This window comes from Streptomyces sp. NPDC056486 (assembly GCF_042795295.1).
Lineage (GTDB): Bacteria > Actinomycetota > Actinomycetes > Streptomycetales > Streptomycetaceae > Streptomyces.
In genome coordinates this window covers 67,211-89,946 of the sequence record NZ_JBHTSF010000016.1, presented here as the reverse complement: position 1 = coordinate 89,946, position 22,736 = coordinate 67,211, and the positions used below count along the sequence as shown (strand labels likewise).

Here is a 22,736-nt window from a genome sequence, read left to right as displayed (position 1 = left end):
CCCTCCGTGGGGGGCACGGCCCGTTGGGGGCGCCTCAGTAGCGGGGGCGGTTGAACCACGCGGTGCCGCTCGGCACGACCGGGGCGATCGTGATGATGACGGCGAAGGTGACCCAGATCAGCGGGCCGATGATCGCGGTGGCGAAACCGGAGTCCAGGCCGACGAAGAGGCCGATCAGGCCGAGGACGCCGCCGAGCGCGCCGTAGATGACCGTGGTGATCCGGACGCCCTGGCCGCCGCGGCTGAACTTGACGCCGAGCGTGATCGAGAGCGCGGCCAGACCGGCAGCGATCAGCGCGACCACGATGAGGATCCCGGCAACGGCGTCGCCGCCGTCACCCACGCCGCCGAAGCCGTAGTCGTCGGCGCTGTCGGAGACATCGCTGGCGATGGCGCCGATGTACAGGTAGACGATCGCGGCGAGTATCTGCACCGCCGAGATCAGGAACAGGAAGACGCGCGCGGTGACCAGGAGACCCGGCATCGACTGCGGCATCATGTTGCCGCCCGGGTAGCCGGGGTAGGCCGGCTGCTGCGGGTAGCCGTAGGCCTGCTGCTGCGGCGGGACGCCGGGCGGCGGGGCCTGGGGGTAGCCGTACCCGGGAGCGGCCGGGGGCTGCTGGGGCGGCTGCCCGTAAGGGTTGTTCGGGTCGCCGTAACTCATGGCGGTCTTCCTCCGTCGGGTAATGCGGGGACGACGCGGCACATCACGGAGGAAAGTTCTACAGATGCGGTCCGTCCCCCCGACACTGCCCGCGGCACTGTGTCGCATATCGTTCTTTAGGCCAGGCTTATTTGTCCAGCCGCATTCACTATGTGTTGTGCAAGTGCAACAGAGCTGGTCAGGTCTCGGGACACAGCTGAGACACAGCCGGGCCGCGGCGGAGCCCTGATTGGTACCGGGCGGGCCTCATCCGGGAAGATGGAGTCATGACCGCCCAGATTCTCGATGGCAAGGCCACCGCAGCCGCGATCAAGTCCGAACTGACCGCCCGCGTGGCGGCCCTGAAGGAGAGGGGCCTCACGCCCGGCCTCGGGACTGTTCTGGTCGGTGACGACCCGGGCAGCCAGAAGTACGTCGCCGGGAAGCACCGCGACTGCGCGCAGGTCGGCATCGCCTCCATCCAGCGTGAACTGCCCGCCACCGCGACGCAGGACGAGATCGAGGCCGTCGTCCGCGAGCTCAACGAGGACCCCGCCTGCACCGGCTACATCGTCCAGCTCCCGCTGCCCAAGGGCATCGACGAGAACCGCGTCCTCGAACTCATGGACCCGGACAAGGATGCCGACGGCCTGCACCCGATGAACCTCGGCCGCCTCGTCCTGAACGAGCCCGCGCCGCTGCCCTGCACCCCGTTCGGCATCATCACGCTGCTCCGTCAGTACGGCGTGGAGATCAACGGCGCCGAGGTCGTGGTCGTCGGCCGCGGTGTGACGATCGGCCGCTCGATGCCGCTCCTGCTCACCCGCCGCTCGGAGAACGCGACGGTGACGCAGTGCCACACCGGTACGCGCGACCTGTCCACGCACCTGAAGCAGGCCGACATCATCGTGGCCGCGGCGGGCGTACCGCACCTGATCAAGCCCGAGGACGTGAAGCCGGGCGCCGCGATCCTGGACGTCGGCGTCTCGCGCGACGAGACCGGCAAGATCGTCGGCGACGTGCACCCGGGCGTCCGCGAGGTCGCCGGGTGGATCTCGCCGAACCCCGGCGGCGTCGGCCCGATGACGCGCGCGCAGCTGCTCGTCAACGTCGTCGAGGCCGCCGAGCGCGCCGCGACCGCCGCCGCGAGCTGAACCGGGAAAGGGTGAGCCCATGAGCGCAGAACCTGACCAAGGGGCAACGCGGGCCGACGTCGACGTCGACGCCACGGATGCCGGGGCGGACGCCGTGGCCGTGGCGGACACCGAGGCCAAGGGCCACGTCAGTGCGCCAGGACCCGACGGGCCGAAGAAGACCACGCGGCGCTTTCCTCTCCTGACCCGGGACACCGCGCGTCCCGAGGGCGGCGGCCGGGCCGCGGCCGGTGACGCCCCCGCGCCCGCCCGGCAGTGGCCGCTGCTCAGCGTGCTCTCGACGGTGGGGCTCGGGCTGCTGCTCACGGCCTTCGACGTGTTCCGCGTCGGCACGATACTGATCGGCGTCGCGCTGATCGGGGGCGCCGTCATGCGGTGGGCGCTGCCCGGCGTCGGCATGCTGGCGGTGCGTTCGCGCTTCACGGACATGGTGACGTACGGCGTTCTCGGCGTGGCCATCGTGCTGCTCGCCCTGATGGCACAGCCGGATCCGTGGCTGCGGCTCCCGTTCCTGAGCGACGCGCTGCACCGGACGATCTCCACCTAGCGGTGGTGTGTCGCCGCGTGCACACGTGACGGTGGCCCGTCCTCCCCCGGAGGGACGGGCCACCGCCGTGTCGCGGCGAGGATCAGCCGCAGGCCGATGCGGACGTGTAGGACGCCGCCTTGAAGCCGATGCGGGTGCTCACCTGGATGTAGTGGGCGCCACCGCCCTTGGTGCGCTTGATCCAGAAGTCGTGCTTGGTGCCGTCGTACTTGTGGATCTCGAAGTTGCCCTCGTAATGGCTGAAGCTCAGCTTGCTGTCGTTCTTGCCGAACGTGTTCTTCCCGACGATGCCGTCGTCATCGAGGCCGCGGGCGGCCTGCCACTTCTGGGTCGCCGTCTTCGTGCCGCTTCCGAACCGGCAGTCCACACCGGAGTACGCCAGGTTGCCGTCCGCCCACAGAACGGCCTGCCACAGGGCAGTGGCGTTGCTGTGGGAGTGGGACGTGGTGCTCAGCAGGCCCTCGTCGCCCCAGTCGTCGTTGATCGACCCCTGGCCCGAGACGTAGCCCGAACCGACGTCCGCCGACGCTGGAGTCGTACCGAGGGCGATGCCGCCGCCGAGGGCGGCGATGACGGCGGCCGTGGCGGCCTTTTTGCGCAATGACATGATTCCCTTCCCCGGGGTGCGGCCCGGGTCCCCCCGTTGGGTCCCCCGTCGAGCTGCCCCCGAACTGCCGGTCCCCGATGGTCGGTCGGTGCCCGTGGTGCTGGTTCAAGAAGCTACGGGCGGCCCGGCGGGGCGTCGTCCCGCACTCGGTTGATCTGGCCGTGCGCCCTGCGCGGTAGCGGCTCGGTTCCTCCAACTTCCGCTGTACCGCGGTGGTTTGACGTTCCTCCGCCCGCACCGGGGCTACGCTGCGGCGATGCGGATCCGCCCCCTCGTCGCCGACACGTCGATCGCGGTCGCCCTGACCACGGTCGCCGTACTCCTCGGGCAGGAGTCGGCGCGGCAGGGGTGGCCCCAACTCGACGCGCGGGGCTACGGGTTGGTGGCACTCGCCAATGTGCCGGTCGCGTTGCGCTCCAGGGCGCCGCTCGCGGTACTGCTCCTGGTGCATCTGGTGTGGGCCGCGTACGTCACCGCCGGCTACTGGCCCGTCGTGAACACCTTCGCGCCCATGCTCACCGTCTACACCGTCACGGCCCTGCGGCCCGCCCGCGTCTCCGTCCCCTGCGCCGCGCTGATGAGCGCCGTCTGGATCTACGCGGGCGTGGTGAGCGAGGGCGCGGCGATGGCATCCGTGGTCGCGCAGGCCATCGGCTTCCCCCTGGTGATCTGGCGGTTCGGGTACGTCGCCCGCCGGTCCGCCGAACTGGCCCGGCAGCTCAAGCGGGAGCAGGACGAGCGGGCGCGGCGCGAGGTGGCCGAGGAACGCGGGCGTATCGCCAGGGAGTTGCACGACGTGGTCGCCCACCACATGTCGGTGATATCCGTGCAGGCGGGCCTCGCGAAGTTCGTCTTCACCTCGGATCCGGCCACCGCCCACGCCGCGCTCTCCACCATCTCCGGCACCAGCGGAGAAGCGCTTGAGGAGCTGCGCCGCATGCTGCGGGTGCTGCGCGCGCGGGATGACGGCGACGGCCCGCCCGACGCTCCGATGCCGGGGCTCGCGCGGCTCGGCGAGATGGTCGAGCGGGTGCGGGCCGGGGGAGTCGCCGTCGGTCTGCACATCGAGGGGACGCCGCGGCAGCTCGCGCCCGGGGTCGAACTCTGCGCGTACCGCGTGGTCCAGGAGGCCCTGACCAACGTACTGAAGCATGCGCGAGGGGCCGGCGCAGCGGTCGAGCTGCGGTATCAGCCGCACCATGTGACGGTCTCGGTCACCAATGACGGTGAGGGGGTGATTCCGGACAGAGTGGGCACCGGGAGCGGCCATGGGTTGATTGGGATGCGGGAGCGGGCCAAGCTCTACGGCGGGACGATCAGCATCGGCCCGCTGAGCGAGGGAGGGTTCGCCGTGCGTCTGACTCTGCCGACCTCCGCGCAGGCCGCATCGCAGGGGGACGACGCGACTTAAATGACCAGGGTGCTCGTGGTCGATGACCAGTTCCTCATCCGGGCCGGGCTGGTGGGGCTGTTGCGTGCCGCGCCGGGCATCGAGGTCGTCGGTGAGGCGGGTGACGGGGCGGAGGCTGTCGCGCTCGCCGCGACGACCCGGCCCGATGTGATCCTGATGGACATCCGCATGCCCGGCATGAGCGGCATCGTGGCCACCGAGAAGATCCTCGCCGACGCGGTCGAACCGGTGCCGCGCGTCCTGGTGCTCACGACGTTCGATCTCGACGAGTACGTGTACGGGGCGCTGCGGGCCGGAGCGTCGGGCTTCCTGCTCAAGGACTCGGGCCCCGAGCGCCTGCTCGCCGCGGTGGCCGCCGTCGGTGGCGGTGACGCGCTCTTCGCGCCCAGCGTCACCTGCCGCCTCGTCGAGGCTTTCGCCCGGCAGGCCGGTCCGGGGACCGGTGAATCGGCCAAACCCCCGCCCGACCTGAGGGCGTTGACCCTGCGCGAGGTCGAGGTCCTGAAGCTGATCGCCACGGGCCTGTCCAACGGGGACATCGCCGATCGCCTCTACATCAGCGAGGCCACCGTCAAGACCCACCTCAACCGCACGATGACCAAGCTTGATCTGGACAGCAGGGCACAGGCGGTGGTGGTGGCGTACGAGACGGGCCTCGTCACGCCGGGCGGCGGCGGTCGCTGAACCCGGCGGCAGCCCCGAACCGGCGGCCCCGAAGAAGAAGCGAAAAGAAGACGGCGCCCGTCCTCTCCCCCGTGGGAGGACGAGCGCCGCCGGTTGGCGGGGAGGCCGCCGTTCCAACGGAATCCAGCGTCATGCCCTCACGAAATCCATACAAGGGCTGCCTTGCCCCTGTGGCATGGAGGTGACCATTCCGACACGGTGTGTCCGGACCGCAGCGGATGGCCGCCTTCGCGGAGGGAACCGCTTCGGGTGGCCCCGCCGTCATGGGGGCAAACTGGGCCCATGCTGGGGGTGAAGCATGAGTGCTGCCTGGCAGCCGCTTCCGGAGGCGCTTCCGCCGGAAGTGCGGCATTTCGTCGAACAGTTGCGACTGCTCAAGGACCGCACCGGTCTGAGCCTGATCGCGCTCGGCAAGGAGACCGCCTACAGCAAGTCCTCCTGGCAGCGCTACCTCAACGCACAGCAGCCACCGCCACGGCAGGCGGTCGCCGCGCTGTGCCGGGTGGCGGGCGCCGACGGCGAACGGTTCGGCGCGCGCTGGGAGTTGGCGGTGCGGGTGTGGCCGCGGAGGGCGGCGGCCGAGGAGGTCGCCGTCGTACGCGGGGAGGAGGCGCCGCCCTGGTGGGAACTGCCCGTCAGACAGCCACAGCCACAGCCACAGCCACAACCGCAGTCGCAGCCACGGTCGTGGAGACCTCCGCTGCGGCGCCCCGCGGCCCTGTCCTGGCGCCTCGTCGCCTGTTCCGCGCTCGCGGTCGTCGTGTTCCTGCTCGCCGTGCTGCTGTGGGACCTCGCCCGGTAGCGCGTAGGCAGAGCGCGTGGACAGACGGAGCGGGGCCGCCACGGAGTGACGGCCCCTGGGGGTGGGGTGCGGGCGAAGCTGGTGAAGCCGGCTGTCAGCCGCGCCAGTTGTACGCCGCCTTCTTCCACTTCCCGTCGATCTTCACGTAGTACGTGCCGGAGAGGCGCTTGAAGGCGACGTCGTGCTTGTAGCCGCTGTAGGTGACGTAGCCGCCGCCGCTCGGGCCGTTCAGGTAGTCGTCGGCGACACCGAACGTCTCCTTGCCGACGATGCCGTCGACGTCCTCGGTGTCCTCGCGCTGCTGCCACCACTTGGTGGCCGACTCGGTCTTCCGGCCGAAGCCGCCGTCGATGTCCGACTTCTTGAACGTGTGCCGGTGGCCGCTGCTGTCCTTCCACTTGGCGCCGTCCGCGTACAGGACGCTCTGCCAGAGGCGCGTGGCGTTGCTGTTCGCGTGGCTGTGGCGGGACAGAGTGCCCTCGTCGCCCCAGTCGTTGTACGCGGCGCCCTTGCCGTCGACGACGTGTGGCCCACTGGCCTGCGCGAGCGACGCGGTGCCGCCGAGCGCGATCGCCGCCCCCGCCGTCACGGCGACCGCCGAGCCGAGCAGCCGCTTCGACCTGCCCTTGCTGATCCGCATGTAATCCCCCTAGGTGGTGCGTTGACGTTTTCGATGCTTCACCCCGGAGGCAATTCACAGAAGGGGCAACTCGCGCAATCGGGATGTTGTGGGACGTCCCAATCCGCTACCTGGGGTTCCGCATCGTGGACCGGGACGGCGATGGGACACTGGACGCCGGACCGCAAGGAGTGCGACGGTGCACGCCAGTGGCCCAAAGGCTCCCGTGCGCCCCCGGTCCGGGAACTGACATCCTGACTTCCGGCATCCCTCTGGGTAGCCCATGACAGGAGCAGCGGGGGCTGCCCCAGGGGCAGAGCGGGGGGAACCACGCGCGGGGGGCAAGTAGGCACGTACGGGGGGAATAGGGGGAGTAATGCCTCGTTGGAAGGCGCTACCGGATGAGCTCGACCCGCAGGTCAGGGAGTTCGCCAGTCAGCTGCGAAGGCTCGTCGACCGGAGTGGTCTGAGCATTGCCGCGGTGTCGGACCGCACCGGGTACAGCAAGACGTCGTGGGAGCGCTATCTGAACGGGCGGCTGCTCGCCCCCAAGGGTGCGATCGTCGCGCTTGCCGAGGTGACGGGCACCAACCCCGTTCACCTCATCACCATGTGGGAACTCGCGGAGCGCGCGTGGAGCCGCTCCGAGGCGCGGCACGACATGACCATGCAGGCCATCCGGATCTCCCAGGCGCGGGCCGCGCTCGGAGAGCTGGGGCCGAATCCGCCCAAGGACAAGGGGAACAGCGGCGCGGCGCGCAACGGCGCGGGCGCAGGCGCGGGTTCCGGTTCCGTTTCTGGTGCCGGTGTCGATTCCGCCGACCGTCCCGACCGTCCCGCCTCTTCCGACCGTTCTGATCGCCCCGACCGTCCCGGCTCCGCAGGCGGGAGTTTCACCGGAGTCGCGGGCCCCGCGGGCGTCTCGCCCACGGTGCCGCCGCAGACGCCTTCGTACGGACCCGTGGGCGGGAGCGGAGGCGGGGGCGGAGGCGACCTGGGGGCCTTCGGGGCGGCGCCCGGTACGCACGGGCCGGGCCACGGCGGGGATTCCCCCGACCGGCAGCGGCGGCGCAGGAAGCTGACGATGTTCCTCGCCGGTGTCGTCGGCGCCCTCGTCGTCATAGCCGCCGCCGTCTTCCTGACCGACTTCGGCAAGGACGACAAGAGCGACGAGAGCGCCAAGCCGTCGGCGACGCCGACCGCGAGCGACAAGGACCTGCCCGCGGGCGTCGAGTGCACCGGCAAGAGCTGCACCGGCAAGGACCCGGAGACCATGGGCTGCGGCGGCGAGTTGGCGAGCACGACGACACGCGCGACGGTGGGCAAGGCTCTGATCGAGGTCCGCTACAGCAAGACGTGCGGGGCGGCATGGGCGCGCATCACGCAGGCGGCGCCGGGCGACAAGGTCACGATCTCCGGTGAGGGCGCCGCCAAGGCGAACGGGACCGTGAACGCGGACTTCGACGCGTACACGCCGATGGTGGCGGTCAAGGACGGTGCGTCGGCGGAGGCGTGCGCGACGCTCAAGGCCGGTCAGACGGGCTGTACGAAGTAGCCACGGAGCAGACGCCGCCCGCATCAGGAGCCGTATCAGGAGTCGCGGTGGCCGCGCCCCGGGAGGTGGCGGCCACCACAGGGGGGGGAGCGTGGTGGCCGCCCGGGGGTGTGACCACTCCCGTGGGGGTACTGCTCCGTGTGCCCTCGCGATCGGAAGCCATGCGTGTCTTTTCGTTGAAATTTTTGTGAGGCCCGGACAGGGCGGTTCGACGATCTTTGTGGGGTGGCCCGATGACCTCTGTGGGGTGGGCCACACCCTCCCGGGGTTCGGGGGTCGGCGGAGCGCGATAGCCTGACGGCGGATCTCTCTTGATGCCAAGAGATCGATCATCGAGTGGCGTCGGTAGGGATCCAGCACAAGGGGCAGGGACCCCCACCGCCAGCTGTCTTACGGAGATCGCCATGACCCGCACTCCCGTGAATGTCACCGTCACCGGCGCGGCCGGCCAGATCGGCTACGCGCTGCTCTTCCGCATCGCCTCCGGCCACCTGCTCGGCGCGGATGTGCCGGTCAATCTGCGACTGCTCGAGATCACGCCGGCCCTGAAGGCCGCCGAGGGCACCGCCATGGAGCTCGACGACTGTGCCTTCCCGCTGCTGAACTCGATCGAGATCAGTGACGACCCGAACGTCGCCTTCTCCGGCGCCAACGTCGCCCTCCTCGTCGGCGCCCGCCCCCGCACCAAGGGCATGGAGCGCGGCGACCTGCTCTCCGCCAACGGCGGCATCTTCAAGCCGCAGGGCAAGGCCATCAACGACAACGCCGCGGACGACATCAAGGTCCTCGTCGTGGGCAACCCGGCCAACACCAACGCGCTCATCGCGCAGGCCGCCGCCCCGGACGTACCGGCCGAGCGTTTCACCGCGATGACCCGCCTCGACCACAACCGCGCGCTCTCGCAGCTGTCGAAGAAGACCGGCGCCCCGGTCTCCGACATCAAGCGCCTCACCATCTGGGGCAACCACTCGGCCACCCAGTACCCCGACATCTTCCACGCGGAGATCGCCGGCAAGAACGCCGCGGACGTCGTGAGCGACCAGTCCTGGCTCGCCGAGCACTTCATCCCGACCGTCGCCAAGCGCGGCGCCGCGATCATCGAGGCCCGTGGCGCGTCCTCGGCCGCCTCCGCCGCCAACGCCGCCATCGACCACGTCCACACGTGGGTGAACGGCACGGCCGCCGGTGACTGGACCTCCATGGGTATCCCGTCGGACGGTTCGTACGGCGTTCCGGAGGGCCTCATCTCCTCCTTCCCCGTCACCACCAACAACGGCACGTACGAGATCGTCCAGGGCCTGGAGATCAACGACTTCTCGCGCACGCGCATCGACGCGTCCGTGCAGGAGCTCACCGAGGAGCGCGAGGCGGTTCGCGGCCTCGACCTCATCTAGTACGCCCTTCAGCACGACCCTTCAGTACGCCCTCTCGCCCCCGGCAGCCACGTGATCGGCAGCCGGGGGCGAGGTGCGTTCTTTCACTTGTCCGAGGGGTAAAAACGCCTTTCTGTGGCCAGGGTGTACACGCTCAGTTACTCTCCAATTCCGCTTTATCCTGACGGAGTTGGCCATGGCAGGTAATACCGAGGCCACCAGACTGCTGTGCGCCGGCGTCCATCTGGACGCGGTGTTTCGCAGGAAGGTCGTCTCAGAACTCGTCGGCCACGCGGAGCGCCCCGTGGCGCCGCCGCTCGGTGCCGATGTACTTCCGGTGCTCGCGCACGCCCTGCGCGCCCGGCGCGAGGAACTGTTCACCGCGCTGCTCCTGGCAGCCGTGTGGATCGGGTTTCTCGTCACCGACGCGGTGATGGTCTGGGATGCCCTCGAAGACTCCGGCGGCGGCGATTCGGGTGTGTCCGGCGCCGACCTCGCGCTGCTCGCCCTAGACCCGCACGACGTCGTCGACTCGGGCCCGGGCGGCACGTTCGGCGCCTTCGTGCCGGGCGGCTGGGCGATCGCGTACGCCGTGGTGGTCCTGCTCCTCTGGCTGGCCCGGGTCGTCTCGGGCCGCGGCACGGACGGCGGGACACTGCGGCGGATGGAGCTTCCCCCGCCGCTGGCCTGGCTGCGGCGCAGGATCGGCTGGCTGGTGACCGCGTTCGTGTGGTGGTGCGCCGCCGCGTACGGCTTCTCCGCGATCGCCGTGATCAGGGAGACCCCGTACCCCGTGATCTTCCCGCTGCTCATCGCGGCCGTGGTCTGGCGCCATCAGTTCCTGAGCAAGCGGATCCTGCGCACGCACCTCGCCCGGCAGGCCTTCGCCGAGACCGAACAGCCCGGCATCCCCCGGCGATTCTCGCGCATCGCCGAGTGCATCCACCGCGAGCAGAACGCGCCCGTGACCCTCTACGACGCCAACCGCCCCTTCGTGGGCGCGGGAAAGCCCCGCAAGCCGTGGTCGGTGGTGCTCGAACTGCGGCGCGCCGAGAAGGAGAAGGACTGCGGGATCGGCGTGGTGCCGTCCCAGCGCGCGTACGAGACGCTGGCCGCGCGCGAGGTCATCAAGATGATCGAGCCACGTCTGAAGGACCTGCGCCGGTCCGCCGCGGCCACCAGCGTGGACCGGCTGCGTGACCTGGAGATCGAGGAGTTCGTCTACCTCCCCGCGGGCGCGGGCCGCGACGAGCAGCTCTACACCGGGCAGGGGTACGAGACCGCGGGGCTCTACGACACCGGACAGGCCGCCCGGCATCTCGAACGGGCGGCGGGCGAGGGCGGCGAGGCGCGGCGCCACTTCCTGCGGATCCGGGTCGGCGCCTGGAACGAACAGGTCGTCGTCTCGCTCCTGGTCAGGGTGCACACCCAGGGCGGCATGCTGGTCCTCGAAGTGGTGCCGCACGTGCTCGGGCCGATCGTCCCCGAGTTCCGCGAGGTCGACACGATCGTGGCCCGCGAACCGGAGGGCCCGGTCCGTGACGCCCTGCGCGCCTGCGTCGACGGCCCCGCGGTCGGCGTGGCGATCGGTATCGCGGCCCTGCGCGCGCTGCCCTCGCTCGTCCCCTCGTTCCGGCTGTGGCTCGCCCAGCCCGAAGCCACGTCCGAAGGGGTGACGATCCCCGCACCGCCCGCCGCGAACGCTCTGCGGTCCCTGTGCTCCCGGCTCGGCATCGGCCGCCCCGTGCAGGTGCCGCCGGACGCCCCGCTGGTCTCGTTGCGCCAATTGGCCAGCACCGACGACCTCTCGCTCTTCCAGGAGATGGACGTCGCCCGCTACACCCGCACCCTCCAGGACCGCATCGGCGAGGGCGTCCGTGACGCGCTGCGGGCAGGCGGGTTTCGCACGGACCGCCTCGAACAGAACATCACGCAGATCAACAACAGCGGGGTCTACATCTCGGAGATGTCCGGCGGCGCACTCGCCACCGGCTCCCACGGCAAGGCCACGCACAGCGAGAGGAGCACGGCATGAGCGGCGACGGGGACAGCGGCGGCGGTGCGCACGTCCAGATTGGTTCGATCAGCGGTGGCTCGCAGGCCTTCGGCTCGCACGGCACGGCCGAGTCCACCAACCACACGGTGGTGGTGGCCGATCCGAAGCAGCAGCACCTGCTCACCCAGGTCCGGGCGCTCCGCGGCGAGCTGAGCCGGGCGGCCGAGCGCACGCCCGACGACGAGGCACTCGACGCCGAACTGGACGAAGCGGAAAGGGAGATCGGCCGCGGCCGCACGGACAGCGGTCTGCTCGGCAGGCTCCGGACACGCCTTGAGCAGTACGGCGCGGCTGCCGCGACAGCCGCCTCCGTGACGGCCGTGCTCCAGGCGATCGCCCAGATCACGGGCTGAGTGACGAGTGGTGCTGATCTTCGACGACGACCGCCAGGAGTGGGTCGGCCATGAGCAGGAGCAGCGGATCGTCGAGCTCCACGGGCGGGACGCGGTGCGCCAGGACAAGGCGCTGCGCGGCGCCGTGGCGGTCCTCGCGGTGTGCGGCCTGGTCTTCGGCGCCTGGGCGCTCGGCTGGAAGGACGAGCCGCAGCCGACGGGGTACCTCACGGTGCTCGATCGGCCCGCGCGCGGCGCGGGGGCGGGCGCGGAGGCCGAGGGCGGGGACACCGCGGCGCCCTCCCCCGCGGGCGTGCCACCCGCCCCGTACGAGGAGGTGTCCGACGAGGAGGGCTACCGCCTTGCCCTCCCGCGGGGCTGGGTCCGTGACGTGGACCGGGGCGACGAGGGCTACAACGTCGTCAACTACCGCAGCCCGAAGGGTGACAGGCGGCTGCAGGTGTACCGGGTGGCCGAGTCGTCCCCGTACGCATCGCTCCGGGCCTGGTTGAAGATGCCGCCGCCCGTCGGCTTCGACCAGCTCGCCCCGCTGAAGCGCTCGGATGACGGCGGCCGCCCGGCGGCCCGGCTCGACTATGCGGCCGACCGGTTCCAGGGCGAGCCGGACATCGGCGGGTGGCATGTCATCGACCATCGCTTCGAGGCGGTGGACGGCAAGCTGTACGCCCTTGCGGTGTACGGCTCCGGTGCGGACGGGAGGGACGAGGAGGAGGAGTTCATGACGACCGCCCTGTCCTGGTTCTGTCCTCCGGACGAGATCTGCCCCGCGCCGCCAAGCTCTGACTGAACTGGCCGCAAGCCGCCTCTGTTGCGTATCTGTTCACAGATGTAGTACTTCTTATACATGGGCGAGCAGGTGCACAACAGGTTGGCGATGGTGCGCGCGGAGCGAAAGGTGTCGCGCCAGAGCCTGGCCGAGGCGGTGGGGGTCCACTACCAGACCATCGGCTACATCGAGCGTGGGCAGTACAACCCGAGCCTCGACCTGGCGCTGCGGATCGCGGACTTCTTCGGGCTTCCGGTGGAGGCGCTGTTCTCCCTAGAGCCGTTCCGCCCGCTCACGGACGAGGTCTACGGGAGGAGTCAGGGATGACGGACCAGCAGCGGGTGCGGGAGGCGCGGGCGCAGGAGATGACCGGGTACGACCGGCGGATGCTCGCGCTCATGAACCGGCGCGAGGCGGCGCCGATGTACGCCACGGCCGCCCGCAGGCGGTACGCGGTCGGCGCCCACATAGCCCTGACCGCGGCGAGCGTCGCGGCCTGGCTCCTGACGGTCGTCGGTGAGCAGCGCTGGGCGATGTGGACGATGCTCGCGCTCCTCCTGCCGTGGTGTGTCGCCACCGGCGTCATCAACGCCGCCACGCGCGGCCTCCTCGAACTGCGCGAACGCGTCCTCGACGAGCGGCAGCGCGCGGAGCGGGTCCGTGTCGCGGCACGCGCCCGTCAGATGATGCTGTGGCTGCTCCTCGCCGCCGCCGTCGTCGCGGGATTCGCCGCGTACCAAGGGTGGGACACCGAAGGGCTGCTCTTCCCGGTGCTCTTCACCGCGTTCGTCGTGCACTGGCTGATGCCGCTGTGGGTGGCGGGGCTCGCCGTACGGGACGAGCCCGCGGACCCGGACCCGGACGAGGTCGACGGCTAGCGAGTACAAACCCGCCCTTCTCCGCTCCTTTCGCTCCAAGTGCCTGCACACGCAGTGACACAGCGCACTTTCGGTTATGTAATGCGCATGGTTCCTCCCCCTCAGGGCAGGTGGACCCGGCTACCGCGAGTGACAGGCGGGGCGAATGACAGGAACGGAAGGCAAACGGGACGTGTCCGCACAACAGACCATCCATGTGGGCGGAGAGTGGCGAAACGCCCTCTCCGGCGCCACGCGCGAGATCCTCGACCCGGCGGATGCCAAGCCGTTCGCACTGATCGCCGAGGGCGGCACCGAGGACACCGACGCGGCCATCGCCGCCGCACGTGAGGCGTTCGACCACGGACCGTGGCCGGCCACGCCCGTCGCCGAACGGGCCGCACTGCTGCGCCGCGTGGCAGACCTCCTCGTACGCGACCGGGAGAAGATCGGGCTCCTGGAGAGCCGCGACGCCGGCAAGACCGTCGAGGAGGGCCGCGTCGACGTCGACTGCGTCGCCGACGCCTTCCGGTACTTCGCCGACCTGGTGATCGGCGAGGGCGCGGGCCGTGTGGTCGACGCGGGCTCCGACGACATCCACAGTGTCGTCGTGCACGAGCCGGTCGGCGTCTGCACGATGATCACGCCGTGGAACTACCCCCTCCTGCAGGCCAGCTGGAAGATCGCCCCCGCGCTCGCCGCGGGCAACACCTTCGTCATCAAGCCGAGTGAGGTCACTCCGCTGACGACGGTCGCGCTGATCGAGCTGCTCGTCGAGGCGGGCCTCCCGGCCGGTGTCGCGAACATCGTGACGGGCCCCGGCCAGAGTGTCGGCGCGCGCCTGTCCGACCACCCCGACGTCGACCTGGTCTCCTTCACCGGCGGCCTCGTCTCCGGCACCAAGGTCGCCCAGGCCGCCGCCCTCGGCGTCAAGAAGGTCGCCCTGGAGCTCGGCGGCAAGAACCCGAACGTCGTCTTCGCCGACGCCTGCGCCACCGAAGAGGGCTTCGACACCGCCGTCGACCAGGCGCTGAACGCCGCCTTCATCCACAGCGGGCAGGTCTGCTCCGCCGGTGGCCGCCTCATCATCGAGGAGTCGGTGCGCGAGCGCTTCGTCGCCGAACTCGCCCGCAGGGCCACAAAGATCAAGCTCGGCCGCGGTACCGAGGACGGCGTCGAGTGCGGCCCGCTCGTCTCGCAGCAGCAGCGCGAGAAGACCGAGTCGTACGTCGCGTCCGCCCTTGAAGAGGGTGCGGTGCTGCGCTCCGGCGGCAAGCGCCCCGAGCCCAGCGAAGTCCGTCCCGCGACCGGCTACTTCTACGAGCCGACCGTGCTCGACCAGTGCCACCGCGAGATGCGCGTCGTACGCGAAGAGGTCTTCGGCCCGGTCCTGACCGTCGAGACCTTCCGCACCGAGGACGAAGCCGTCACGCTCGCCAACGACACCGAGTACGGTCTCGCGGGCGCCGTCTGGACCAACGACGCGGCCCTTGGCCGCCGCATGGCGCGGCGCCTGCGCCACGGCACGATCTGGATCAACGACTTCCACCCCTACCTGCCGCAGGCGGAGTGGGGCGGCTTCGGCAAGAGCGGCGTCGGGCGCGAGCTCGGACCCGCCGGGCTCGCCGAGTACCGCGAGTCCAAGCACATCTACCAGAACCTCGCACCGCAGCCCGTCCGCTGGTTCGCGGGCTGAGGCCCACAACGTAGAGGCGTGCGCGGGGGCGGCAGTCCCGCCCCCGCGCACGTATGCATGTCCGAATGTCCGAGCACCCCCCGCTCAATAAGCGCGAGCACCTTGCACCACACCTCGCAGGAAGAGGAGCAGCACGCATGGTTGAGACCACCGAGTACGACTACGTCATCGTCGGCGGCGGCACCGCAGGATCGGTGATCGCGTCCCGCCTCACCGAGGACCCGGACGTCACCGTCGCCGTCATCGAGGGCGGCCCGAGCGACATCGACCGCGAGGACGTCCTCACGCTGCGCCGATGGCTCGGCCTCCTCGGCGGCGACCTCGACTACGGCTACACCACCACCGAGCAGCCGCGCGGCAACTCGCACATCCTGCACAGCCGCGCCAAGGTCCTCGGCGGCTGTTCGTCGCACAACACCCTGATCTCGTTCAAGCCGCTGCCGTCCGACTGGGACGAGTGGGAAGAGGCGGGAGCCACCGGCTGGGGCTCCGCGGCGATGGACCCCTTCTTCGGCAAGCTGCGCAACAACGTCGTGCGCGTCGCCAAGAAGGACCAGAACCAGATCGCCACGGACTGGGTCGAGGCCGCGCAGAGCGCCCTGGGCGTCCCCGAGGTCATCGGCTTCAACGACAAGCCCTTCGACGAGGGCGTCGGCTTCTTCGACCTCTCGTACCACCCGGAGAACAACAAGCGCTCCTCCGCGTCCGTCGCCTACCTCCACCCCCACATGGAGGCCGGTGACCGCCCGAACCTCCACCTCTTCCTGGAGACCTGGGCCACCAAGCTGGAGTTCGAGGGCAAGACCGCCCGCGGCGTCCACATCCGTACGAAGGACGGCGCGGAGCACCTGCTCACCGCCCGCCGTGAGGTGCTTGTCTGCGCGGGAGCCGTCGACACCCCGCGTCTGCTCATGCACTCCGGCATCGGCCGCGCTGGGGACCTCGAAGCCCTCGGCATCCCCGTCGTGCACGACCTGCCGGGCGTCGGCGAGAACCTCCTGGACCACCCCGAGTCGGTCATCGTCTGGGAGACCAACGGGCCGATCCCCGGCAACTCCGCGATGGACTCCGACGCGGGCCTGTTCGTGAAGCGGGACCCGGACCACAAGGGTCCCGATCTGATGTTCCACTTCTACCAGATCCCGTTCACGGACAATCCGGAGCGCCTTGGCTACGAACGCCCGGAGCACGGAGTCTCGATGACGCCGAACATCACAAAGTCTCGGGCACGCGGACGTATCTATCTGACATCGAACGACCCGGAAGTAAAGCCTGCTCTCGACTTCAAGTACTTCGAGGACGAAAGTGATTACGACGGGCAGACTCTCGTCGACGGCATCAAGCTGGCCCGCAAGGTCGCCCAGGCCGAGCCCTTCGCCAAGTGGCTCAAGCGTGAGGTCTTCCCTGGTCCCGACGTCACCGACGACGCCGAGATCAGCGATCTCGTCCGCAAGGCCGCCCACACCGTGTATCACCCGGCAGGAACCTGCCGAATGGGCGCTTCCACTGATGAACTTGCCGTAGTCGACCCGGAACTGAGGATCCGGGGCCTTGAGGGGATTCGAATCGCGGACGCATCGGTCTTCCCGACCATGCCTGCCGTGAACCCGATGATCGGAGTACTGATGGTCGGGGAAAAGTGCGCGGAACTGCTGACCGGGAGTGATGTCCGATGACCACCACCACTGAGAAGACACAAGCCCCCGAGTCGGCGGCGCCCGCATTCTCCGTCCGGGACCTGTGGAAGGTCTTCGGCCCCAAGGCTGATCGCATACCGGGCAACGAGGAGTACGCGAGCCTCTCCGCGACCGAGCTGCGCGAGCGCACCGGCTGCACGGCGGCCGTGCGGGACGTCAGCTTCGACGTCCAGCGCGGTGAGGTCTTCGTCGTCATGGGCCTCTCGGGCTCCGGCAAGTCCACGCTGGTGCGGACCCTGACCCGGCTCATCGAGCCGACCAGCGGATCGATATCCATGGACAGCCAGGACGTGCTCGCCATGGACAAGAACCAGCTGCGTGAACTGCGCCGCCACAAGGCCGCGATGGTCTTCCAGAACTTCGGCCTCCTTCCGCACCGCTCGGTCCTCGACAACGTCGCCTACGGCCTGGAGATCCAGGGCATGGCCAAGGCCGAGCGCCGGGCCAAGGCCCTTGAGGTCGTCGCCAAGGTCGGCCTCGACGGCCTGGAGGACCGCCGCCCCACCCAGCTCTCCGGCGGCCAGCAGCAGCGCGTCGGTCTGGCCCGCGCCCTCGCCGTCGACCCCGAAGTGCTCCTCTTCGACGAGCCGTTCAGCGCACTCGACCCGCTGATCAGACGAGACATGCAGGAAGAGGTCATCCGCCTGCACCGTGAAGAGGGCCGCACGATGGTCTTCATCACCCACGACCTGAGCGAGGCACTGCGCCTCGGCGACCGCATCATGCTGATGCGGGACGGCGCCATCGTGCAGCTCGGCACCCCCGAGGACATCGTCGCCAACCCGGCCGACGACTACGTCCGCGACTTCGTCCAGGACGTGTCGCGCGAGCAGGTCATCTCCGTGCGCCGCGCCATGCGTCCCGCCATGGGCGACGAGGCCGAGTCCGGTGCCGCGATCGGCCCGGACACGCTGGTCGTCGACGCGATCGAGGCCGTCGCGCGCAGCGGCGAGTACTGCCGCGTCGTGGACGGCGGCCGCACGCTGGGCATCGTCGACCATGAGCAGCTGCTCGCCGTGGTCGCGGGTCTCGACAGCGACCCGCAGGACAAGGAGGTGGCAGCTGTATGAGTGCCGCCCCGACCTCCGTCCTGGAGAAGAAGGACAGTGTTTCCCCGCCGGGTCCTTCCGAAGACCCCGGGCCGCTGGCCAGATTCCTGCGGAACCCCAAGGCCATGGTGCTGCTGTGCGCCCTCCTTGTCGCGGTCGTCTCGGCGGCCGTCACCGCGAACGGCGTCTGGCCCTCTGATCTGACCTTCGACGTGCGCTCGCCGCTCGACGACGTCAACACCTGGATGGCGGAGAACCGCGACACCAGTCCGATCTTCCTGTACTTCCTGCTGCACATCAGCAACACCGCGCAGTCCTCGGTGGACGGTGTGCTCAGCGGTCTGGAGAGCCTCGGCTTCATCGGCGTGATCGCCGCCGCCGTGCTCATCTCCTGGTACGCGGGCGGGGCGGGACTGCGCCGCCGCTCGCTGACCCTCGCGGGCATCGCCTTCGGCACCTTCGCCGTGATCGGCGTGCTCGACGTGTGGGAAGAGGCGATGGAGACCCTCGCCCTGATGGTCGTCTGTGTGGCCGTCGCGGGACTCGTCGGTGTGCTTCTCGGCCTCGCGGCCGGACTCTCCGACCGCGCCGAGCGCATCCTGCGGCCGGTCTTCGACACGATGCAGGTGCTTCCGGCCTTCTCGTATCTGCTGCCCTTCGTGTTGATGTTCGACGTCGGCACCCCGGCCGTCTTCATGGCGACCGTCATCTACGCCGCCCCGCCAATGGCCCGGCTCACCTCGCTGGGCCTGCGCGGCGCCGACGCGGCAGCCCTTGAGGCCTCCCAGTCGCTCGGCGCCAGCGCATGGCAGCGGCTGTGGACGGCACGGCTTCCGCTGGCCCGCAAGCCGATGCTGCTCGGCCTCAACCAGACGATCATGATGTGTCTCTCGATGGTCGTCCTCGCCACGGTGGTCGGCGCCGGCGGTCTGGGTGACCCGATCTTCACGGCGATCTCCACCCTCGACGTGGGGCTCGCGGCACCGGCCGGTATCGCGATCGTGCTGATCGCCGTCTGGCTCGACCGCACGACCGCCGCGTTCGGCGAACGCGTCGACGACTCGGCACCCGCGCGCAGCGCCTTCGCGACGCGCGTCCTGTGGGCCGTCATGGCCGCGGTGGTCGCCGCCGCCGCCGTCATCGGCCAGGCGCTCGGCCGTACGGAGTGGCCGGAGAACTGGGTCGTCTCCATCTCCCAGCCGATCAACGAGGCCGTCGGCTGGATCGAGCGCGAGCTCGGCTCCGGCATCCCGGTCATCGGCGGCACCCTCACCTGGGCGAACGGCTTCATCACCTGGATCATCAACCCGGTCTTCGACGGCCTGCTCGCCACTCCCTGGTGGGCGGTGATCCTGGTGGCCGGTGCCCTCGCCTACCTCGCGGGACGCTGGCGTGCGGCGGCCACCGTCGTGCTCGCGCTCGTCGCGATCGGCGTGATGGGGCTGTGGAACCGCTCGATGGACACGCTCTCGCAGGTGCTCGCGGCCCTGGTGGTCACGCTGATCCTGGGCTTCGCCATCGGTGTCATCGCGGCCCGGGTGTCCTGGGTGGAGCGGGGAATCCGTCCGGTGCTCGACACCATGCAGACCCTGCCGGCGTTCATCTACCTGATCCCGATGATCGCGCTCTTCGGCAGCAACCCCGCGGCCGCCGCGGTGGCCTCGGTCATCTACGCGCTGCCCGCCGTCATCCGCATCACGGCCCAGGGCATCCGCCAGATCGACCCGTCGGCCCTGGAGGCCTCCCGCTCGCTCGGCGCCTCCACCGGCCAGCAGCTCTGGCAGGTCCAACTGCCGCTGGCGCGGCCCGCGTTGCTCGTCGCCCTCAACCAGGGTGTCGTCCTCGTCCTCTCCATGGTCGTCATCGGCGGCATGATCGGCGGCGGCGCGCTCGGCGTGGACGTGGTCAAGGGCCTCACCAAGGGCGACCTCGGTCTCGGCATGACGGCCGGTATCGCGATCGTCTGCCTCGGTCTGCTCCTCGACCGCATCTCCCAGCCCGGCGCCGACGTCAAGGAACGCGCACTGCGCTGACGTACGGTCCGCCCTTCCCCGTTATCCCGCCCTCCTGCTACGTAAGGGAACAATCAGGTGAACTACAGCAAGCGGATACGTACAGTCGTCATCGCCGGACTCGGTGCCGCGTCCATGGTGGCGCTCAGCGCCTGCGGCGCCGCCGACACCAAGTCGTCGGGCAACTCCGACGAGGTCACCCTCACCGTGCCCTCCTGGGTCGGCGCCCGCGCCAACGCCGAGGTCGCCAAGGCGCTCCTCGAGGACGAGGTCGGCGTCAAGAAGGTCGAGCTGCAGCAGCTCGACGAGCCGATCGCCTGGGACGCGCTGAACAACGGCAAGGCCGACGCGATCCTGGAGGACTGGAACGGCCAGCCCAAGAAGCAGAAGCTCTACATCGACCAGAAGAAGACGGTCGTCAAGGGCGGCGACCTGGGCGTCACGGGGCACATCGGCTGGTACGTGCCGAAGTACTACGCGGACAAGCACCCGGAGATCCTGGACTACAAGAACCTCAACAAGTTCGCCAAGGACTTCAAGAGCAACCGCAGTGGCGGCAAGGGCGAGTTCATCGGCGCGGCCCCGTCGTACACCACGTACGACGAGTTCCTGATCAAGAACCTCAAGCTGAACTACAAGATCAAGGACACCGGCAACGAGGCCGCGCAGATCAAGGAGATCCAGCGCAAGTACGCCGCCAAGGAGCCCTTCATCAGCTACTGGTGGGAGCCGCTGTGGGCGAACGCCGACATGGACATGGTCGAGGTGAAGCTGCCGCCGTTCAAGGAGGGCTGCAACGTGCCCGAGGCCAAGACCGCGTGCGGCTACGCCAACACCCCGCTGCAGAAGTACTTCAACGCGGACTTCGCCAAGGACGGCGGCAAGGCGGCCGAGTTCCTGAAGAACTTCAAGTGGACGACCGACCAGCAGAACGAGGTCGCCATGTCGATCGCCAAGGACAAGATGTCCGGCGAGGCCGCGGCCCAGAAGTGGATCAAGGAGAACAAGGACGTCTGGGAGTCCTGGATCCCGAAGAAGTGACGTCGCTGAATTCAGTCGGCGCTTGACCGGCTGACCGCGTCAGTGTGACGGTGCCGGGTGTCCTTCGCGAAGGGCGCCCGGCACCGTCATGTCCGCATCACCCGGTCCCTTTCAGGCTTTCGGCGATCTCGCGCAACGCCTCCGTCGCACGGACCAGCAGACCGGGCCCGAACGTGATCCGCGTGGCACCCAGTTCGCCGAGCTCCCGCAGGGACGGTCCTTCCGGCTTCGCGACCACGTTGACGGGGCCGTCGATACCCGCCCGCAACTGCGGAAGCACCTCGGGCGGCGCGAGGATCGGATAGACGCAGTCCGCGCCCGCCGCCACGTAGAGACGGGCCCGATCGATCGCCTGCCCGGGATCGGCGACACCCCGAACGAACGTGTCCACACGGGCGTTGATGAACAACCGGTCGCCCGCGACGGAACGTACCTCCGCCAGCCACTCCGCCTGCTCGCGCGGATCCTTCAGAACCCCGCCCGACGAGTCCTCCAGGTTGCAGCCGACCGCGCCCGTCTCCAGGAGCCGCTCCACCAGCTCCTTCGGCGGCAGACCGTAGCCGTCCTCGATGTCCGCGGACACGGGTACGGACGCGGACACCGACCGCACGATCCGGGCCACCGCCGCGAACATCTCGTCCGGGGGCACCTCGCCGTCCGCGTACCCCAGCGACGCCGCGACCCCCGCGCTCGGCGTGGCAAGGGCCGCGAATCCGGCCTCCTCGAACACCCGCGCGCTGGCCGCGTCCCACGGCCCGGGAAGAACCAGCGGGTCACCGGGCGCACGCCCATGGTGCAGCGCGCGGAACTCGTCCACGAGGCTCATGGCGTGTACCCGCCCGGCTCGATGCGGCGGCTGACCATCACCCGGTTCCAGCTGTTGATGACGGTGATCACCCCGATGAGATGGGCGAGTTCGGCCTCATCGAAGTGCTTGGCCGCAGCCTCGTACGCCTCGTCCGTGACGAATCCGTCCGTCAGTACGGTGATCGCCTCGGTCAGCGCGAGGGCGGCCCGCTCGCGCTCGCTGTAGAGGTCTCCCCCCTCCGACCAGGCGTTGAGGAGCGCGACCCGCTTCGGCGACTCGCCGTTCTGCACGGCGACGTCCATGTGCATGTCCAGGCAGAACGCGCACGCGTTGATCTGCGAGGCCCGCATCATCACGAGCTCGGCGAGCACGGGGTCGCCGAGGCCGCGCTTCGCGGCGGCGCTCAGCGCGGAAAGGGCGGTCCCGACGCCCTTATCGAGGTGGGTGGTCCGCGTACTCACTTGTGGTCTCCGGCCTGGTAGTGGCCCGGCACCTGACGGGTCGAGACGCCGAAGCGGTTCCACGCGTTGATCACGGTGATCGCGGCGATCAGCTGCGTCAGCTCCTGCTCATCGAAGAGGGCCGCCGCCTTGTCGTACACCGCGTCCGGTACGAAGCCGTCCGTCAGGACGGTGATCGCCTCGGTCAGCTCAAGGGCGGCGATCTCCTTCGCCGTGTAGTAGTGCAGCGACTCCTCCCAGGCGCTGAGCTGGATGATCCGCTCGACGCTCTCGCCCGCCGCCAGAGCGTCCTTGCTGTGCATGTCGAGGCAGAGCGCGCAGTGGTTCAGCTGGGAGGCGCGGATCTTGACGAGCTCCAGGATCACCGGGTCGACGCCCTTACGTGCGGCGGCGTCGAGCCGGATCATCGCCTTGAAGACCTCGGGGGCGTGCTGGTGCCAGTCGAGGCGGGGCGTGTGCTCGTGAAGGTATTCCGTGCTCTGTTCCCCGGTCCGCGTGTTCTCGTTCGTGTTCTCGTTCGTCGCCATGCCATCGACCGTACGACC

At 69.7% G+C, this 22,736-nt stretch carries 23 protein-coding genes; 17 read left to right on the top strand and 6 right to left on the bottom strand.

What is annotated here, in order from left to right; all coding sequences use genetic code 11:
- Positions 1-34: 34 nt before the first annotated feature.
- On the bottom strand, positions 35-664 hold the full coding sequence (locus ACFQ7F_RS09945) for a hypothetical protein (protein WP_383268805.1): 630 nt from the start codon (positions 662-664) through the stop codon (positions 35-37).
- A gap of 266 nt (positions 665-930) precedes the next feature.
- Here ACFQ7F_RS09945 and ACFQ7F_RS09940 point away from each other — a divergent pair, with 266 nt between their 5' ends.
- Positions 931-1,797 (top strand): bifunctional methylenetetrahydrofolate dehydrogenase/methenyltetrahydrofolate cyclohydrolase, encoded by an 867-nt coding sequence (locus ACFQ7F_RS09940; protein ID WP_383268803.1) that lies wholly within the window; start codon positions 931-933, stop codon positions 1,795-1,797.
- 19 nt (positions 1,798-1,816) lie between these two features.
- Positions 1,817-2,344 (top strand): DUF3017 domain-containing protein, encoded by a 528-nt coding sequence (locus ACFQ7F_RS09935; RefSeq protein WP_383268801.1) that lies wholly within the window; start codon positions 1,817-1,819, stop codon positions 2,342-2,344.
- A gap of 82 nt (positions 2,345-2,426) precedes the next feature.
- Here the strand turns inward: ACFQ7F_RS09935 and ACFQ7F_RS09930 are convergent, their stop codons facing one another.
- Positions 2,427-2,951 carry a peptidoglycan-binding protein gene (locus ACFQ7F_RS09930; protein ID WP_383268799.1) on the bottom strand — a complete coding sequence of 175 codons (525 nt, stop codon included), beginning with the start codon at positions 2,949-2,951 and terminating at the stop codon, positions 2,427-2,429.
- 256 nt (positions 2,952-3,207) lie between these two features.
- Between ACFQ7F_RS09930 and ACFQ7F_RS09925 the strand changes: the two genes are divergently transcribed.
- The 3 genes from ACFQ7F_RS09925 to ACFQ7F_RS09915 all read left to right on the top strand — a co-directional run bounded on the left by ACFQ7F_RS09925 (position 3,208) and on the right by ACFQ7F_RS09915 (position 5,848).
- A complete protein-coding gene (locus ACFQ7F_RS09925) occupies positions 3,208-4,362 on the top strand; it encodes a sensor histidine kinase (protein ID WP_383268796.1) in 1,155 nt (384 codons plus the stop codon).
- Positions 4,363-5,046, top strand: a complete 684-nt coding sequence (locus ACFQ7F_RS09920; protein WP_383268793.1) for a response regulator — start codon at positions 4,363-4,365, stop codon at positions 5,044-5,046. It begins immediately after the preceding gene.
- A gap of 298 nt (positions 5,047-5,344) precedes the next feature.
- On the top strand, positions 5,345-5,848 hold the full coding sequence (locus ACFQ7F_RS09915; RefSeq protein WP_383268791.1) for a helix-turn-helix domain-containing protein: 504 nt from the start codon (positions 5,345-5,347) through the stop codon (positions 5,846-5,848).
- A gap of 94 nt (positions 5,849-5,942) precedes the next feature.
- Here ACFQ7F_RS09915 and ACFQ7F_RS09910 read toward each other — a convergent pair whose 3' ends face one another.
- Positions 5,943-6,488, bottom strand: a complete 546-nt coding sequence (locus tag ACFQ7F_RS09910) for a peptidoglycan-binding protein (RefSeq protein WP_383268788.1) — start codon at positions 6,486-6,488, stop codon at positions 5,943-5,945.
- Between the two features lie 355 nt (positions 6,489-6,843).
- Between ACFQ7F_RS09910 and ACFQ7F_RS09905 the strand changes: the two genes are divergently transcribed.
- From ACFQ7F_RS09905 to ACFQ7F_RS09850, 12 genes are all read left to right on the top strand, one after another.
- Positions 6,844-8,022, top strand: a complete 1,179-nt coding sequence (locus ACFQ7F_RS09905; RefSeq protein ID WP_383268786.1) for an XRE family transcriptional regulator — start codon at positions 6,844-6,846, stop codon at positions 8,020-8,022.
- 404 nt (positions 8,023-8,426) lie between these two features.
- Complete coding sequence (locus tag ACFQ7F_RS09900; protein ID WP_383268783.1) at positions 8,427-9,416, top strand: malate dehydrogenase; 990 nt, start codon at positions 8,427-8,429, stop codon at positions 9,414-9,416.
- A 175-nt stretch (positions 9,417-9,591) separates the two neighbouring features.
- Entirely contained in the window at positions 9,592-11,430 is a 1,839-nt protein-coding gene (locus ACFQ7F_RS09895) for a hypothetical protein (RefSeq protein WP_383268780.1), read from the top strand.
- A complete protein-coding gene (locus ACFQ7F_RS09890) occupies positions 11,427-11,804 on the top strand; it encodes a hypothetical protein (protein WP_383268777.1) in 378 nt (125 codons plus the stop codon). The genes ACFQ7F_RS09895 and ACFQ7F_RS09890 overlap by 4 nt, the downstream gene beginning before the upstream one ends.
- A 7-nt stretch (positions 11,805-11,811) precedes the next feature.
- The gene (locus tag ACFQ7F_RS09885) at positions 11,812-12,591 is read left to right on the top strand and encodes a hypothetical protein (RefSeq protein WP_383268774.1); all 780 of its coding nucleotides are present in this window, start codon (positions 11,812-11,814) and stop codon (positions 12,589-12,591) included.
- 57 nt (positions 12,592-12,648) lie between these two features.
- Positions 12,649-12,897: a helix-turn-helix transcriptional regulator gene (locus ACFQ7F_RS09880; RefSeq protein WP_383268772.1), complete on the top strand. Its 249-nt coding sequence runs from the start codon at positions 12,649-12,651 to the stop codon at positions 12,895-12,897.
- Positions 12,894-13,448, top strand: coding sequence for a hypothetical protein (locus ACFQ7F_RS09875; protein WP_383268770.1), 555 nt, complete (start codon positions 12,894-12,896; stop codon positions 13,446-13,448). The genes ACFQ7F_RS09880 and ACFQ7F_RS09875 overlap by 4 nt, the downstream gene beginning before the upstream one ends.
- 145 nt (positions 13,449-13,593) lie before the next feature.
- Positions 13,594-15,123 (top strand): aldehyde dehydrogenase family protein, encoded by a 1,530-nt coding sequence (locus tag ACFQ7F_RS09870; protein WP_383268768.1) that lies wholly within the window; start codon positions 13,594-13,596, stop codon positions 15,121-15,123.
- A 137-nt stretch (positions 15,124-15,260) separates the two neighbouring features.
- Positions 15,261-16,799: a GMC family oxidoreductase gene (locus tag ACFQ7F_RS09865; protein ID WP_383268765.1), complete on the top strand. Its 1,539-nt coding sequence runs from the start codon at positions 15,261-15,263 to the stop codon at positions 16,797-16,799.
- Positions 16,796-17,890, top strand: coding sequence for a glycine betaine/L-proline ABC transporter ATP-binding protein (locus ACFQ7F_RS09860; RefSeq protein ID WP_383268762.1), 1,095 nt, complete (start codon positions 16,796-16,798; stop codon positions 17,888-17,890). The genes ACFQ7F_RS09865 and ACFQ7F_RS09860 overlap by 4 nt, the downstream gene beginning before the upstream one ends.
- Positions 17,887-19,902: an ABC transporter permease gene (locus ACFQ7F_RS09855; RefSeq protein ID WP_383268759.1), complete on the top strand. Its 2,016-nt coding sequence runs from the start codon at positions 17,887-17,889 to the stop codon at positions 19,900-19,902. The genes ACFQ7F_RS09860 and ACFQ7F_RS09855 overlap by 4 nt, the downstream gene beginning before the upstream one ends.
- A gap of 57 nt (positions 19,903-19,959) precedes the next feature.
- Positions 19,960-20,922, top strand: coding sequence for a glycine betaine ABC transporter substrate-binding protein (locus tag ACFQ7F_RS09850; RefSeq protein WP_383268756.1), 963 nt, complete (start codon positions 19,960-19,962; stop codon positions 20,920-20,922).
- 97 nt (positions 20,923-21,019) lie between these two features.
- Here ACFQ7F_RS09850 and ACFQ7F_RS09845 read toward each other — a convergent pair whose 3' ends face one another.
- From ACFQ7F_RS09845 to ACFQ7F_RS09835, 3 genes are read right to left on the bottom strand one after another with little or no spacing between them, the layout of a single operon-like run.
- Positions 21,020-21,748: an isocitrate lyase/phosphoenolpyruvate mutase family protein gene (locus tag ACFQ7F_RS09845; protein ID WP_383268754.1), complete on the bottom strand. Its 729-nt coding sequence runs from the start codon at positions 21,746-21,748 to the stop codon at positions 21,020-21,022.
- Entirely contained in the window at positions 21,745-22,191 is a 447-nt protein-coding gene (locus tag ACFQ7F_RS09840; protein WP_383268751.1) for a carboxymuconolactone decarboxylase family protein, read from the bottom strand. Before ACFQ7F_RS09840 ends, ACFQ7F_RS09845 begins: the two co-directional genes overlap by 4 nt.
- Positions 22,188-22,718, bottom strand: coding sequence for a carboxymuconolactone decarboxylase family protein (locus ACFQ7F_RS09835; RefSeq protein WP_383268749.1), 531 nt, complete (start codon positions 22,716-22,718; stop codon positions 22,188-22,190). Before ACFQ7F_RS09835 ends, ACFQ7F_RS09840 begins: the two co-directional genes overlap by 4 nt.
- Positions 22,719-22,736 lie beyond the last annotated feature (18 nt).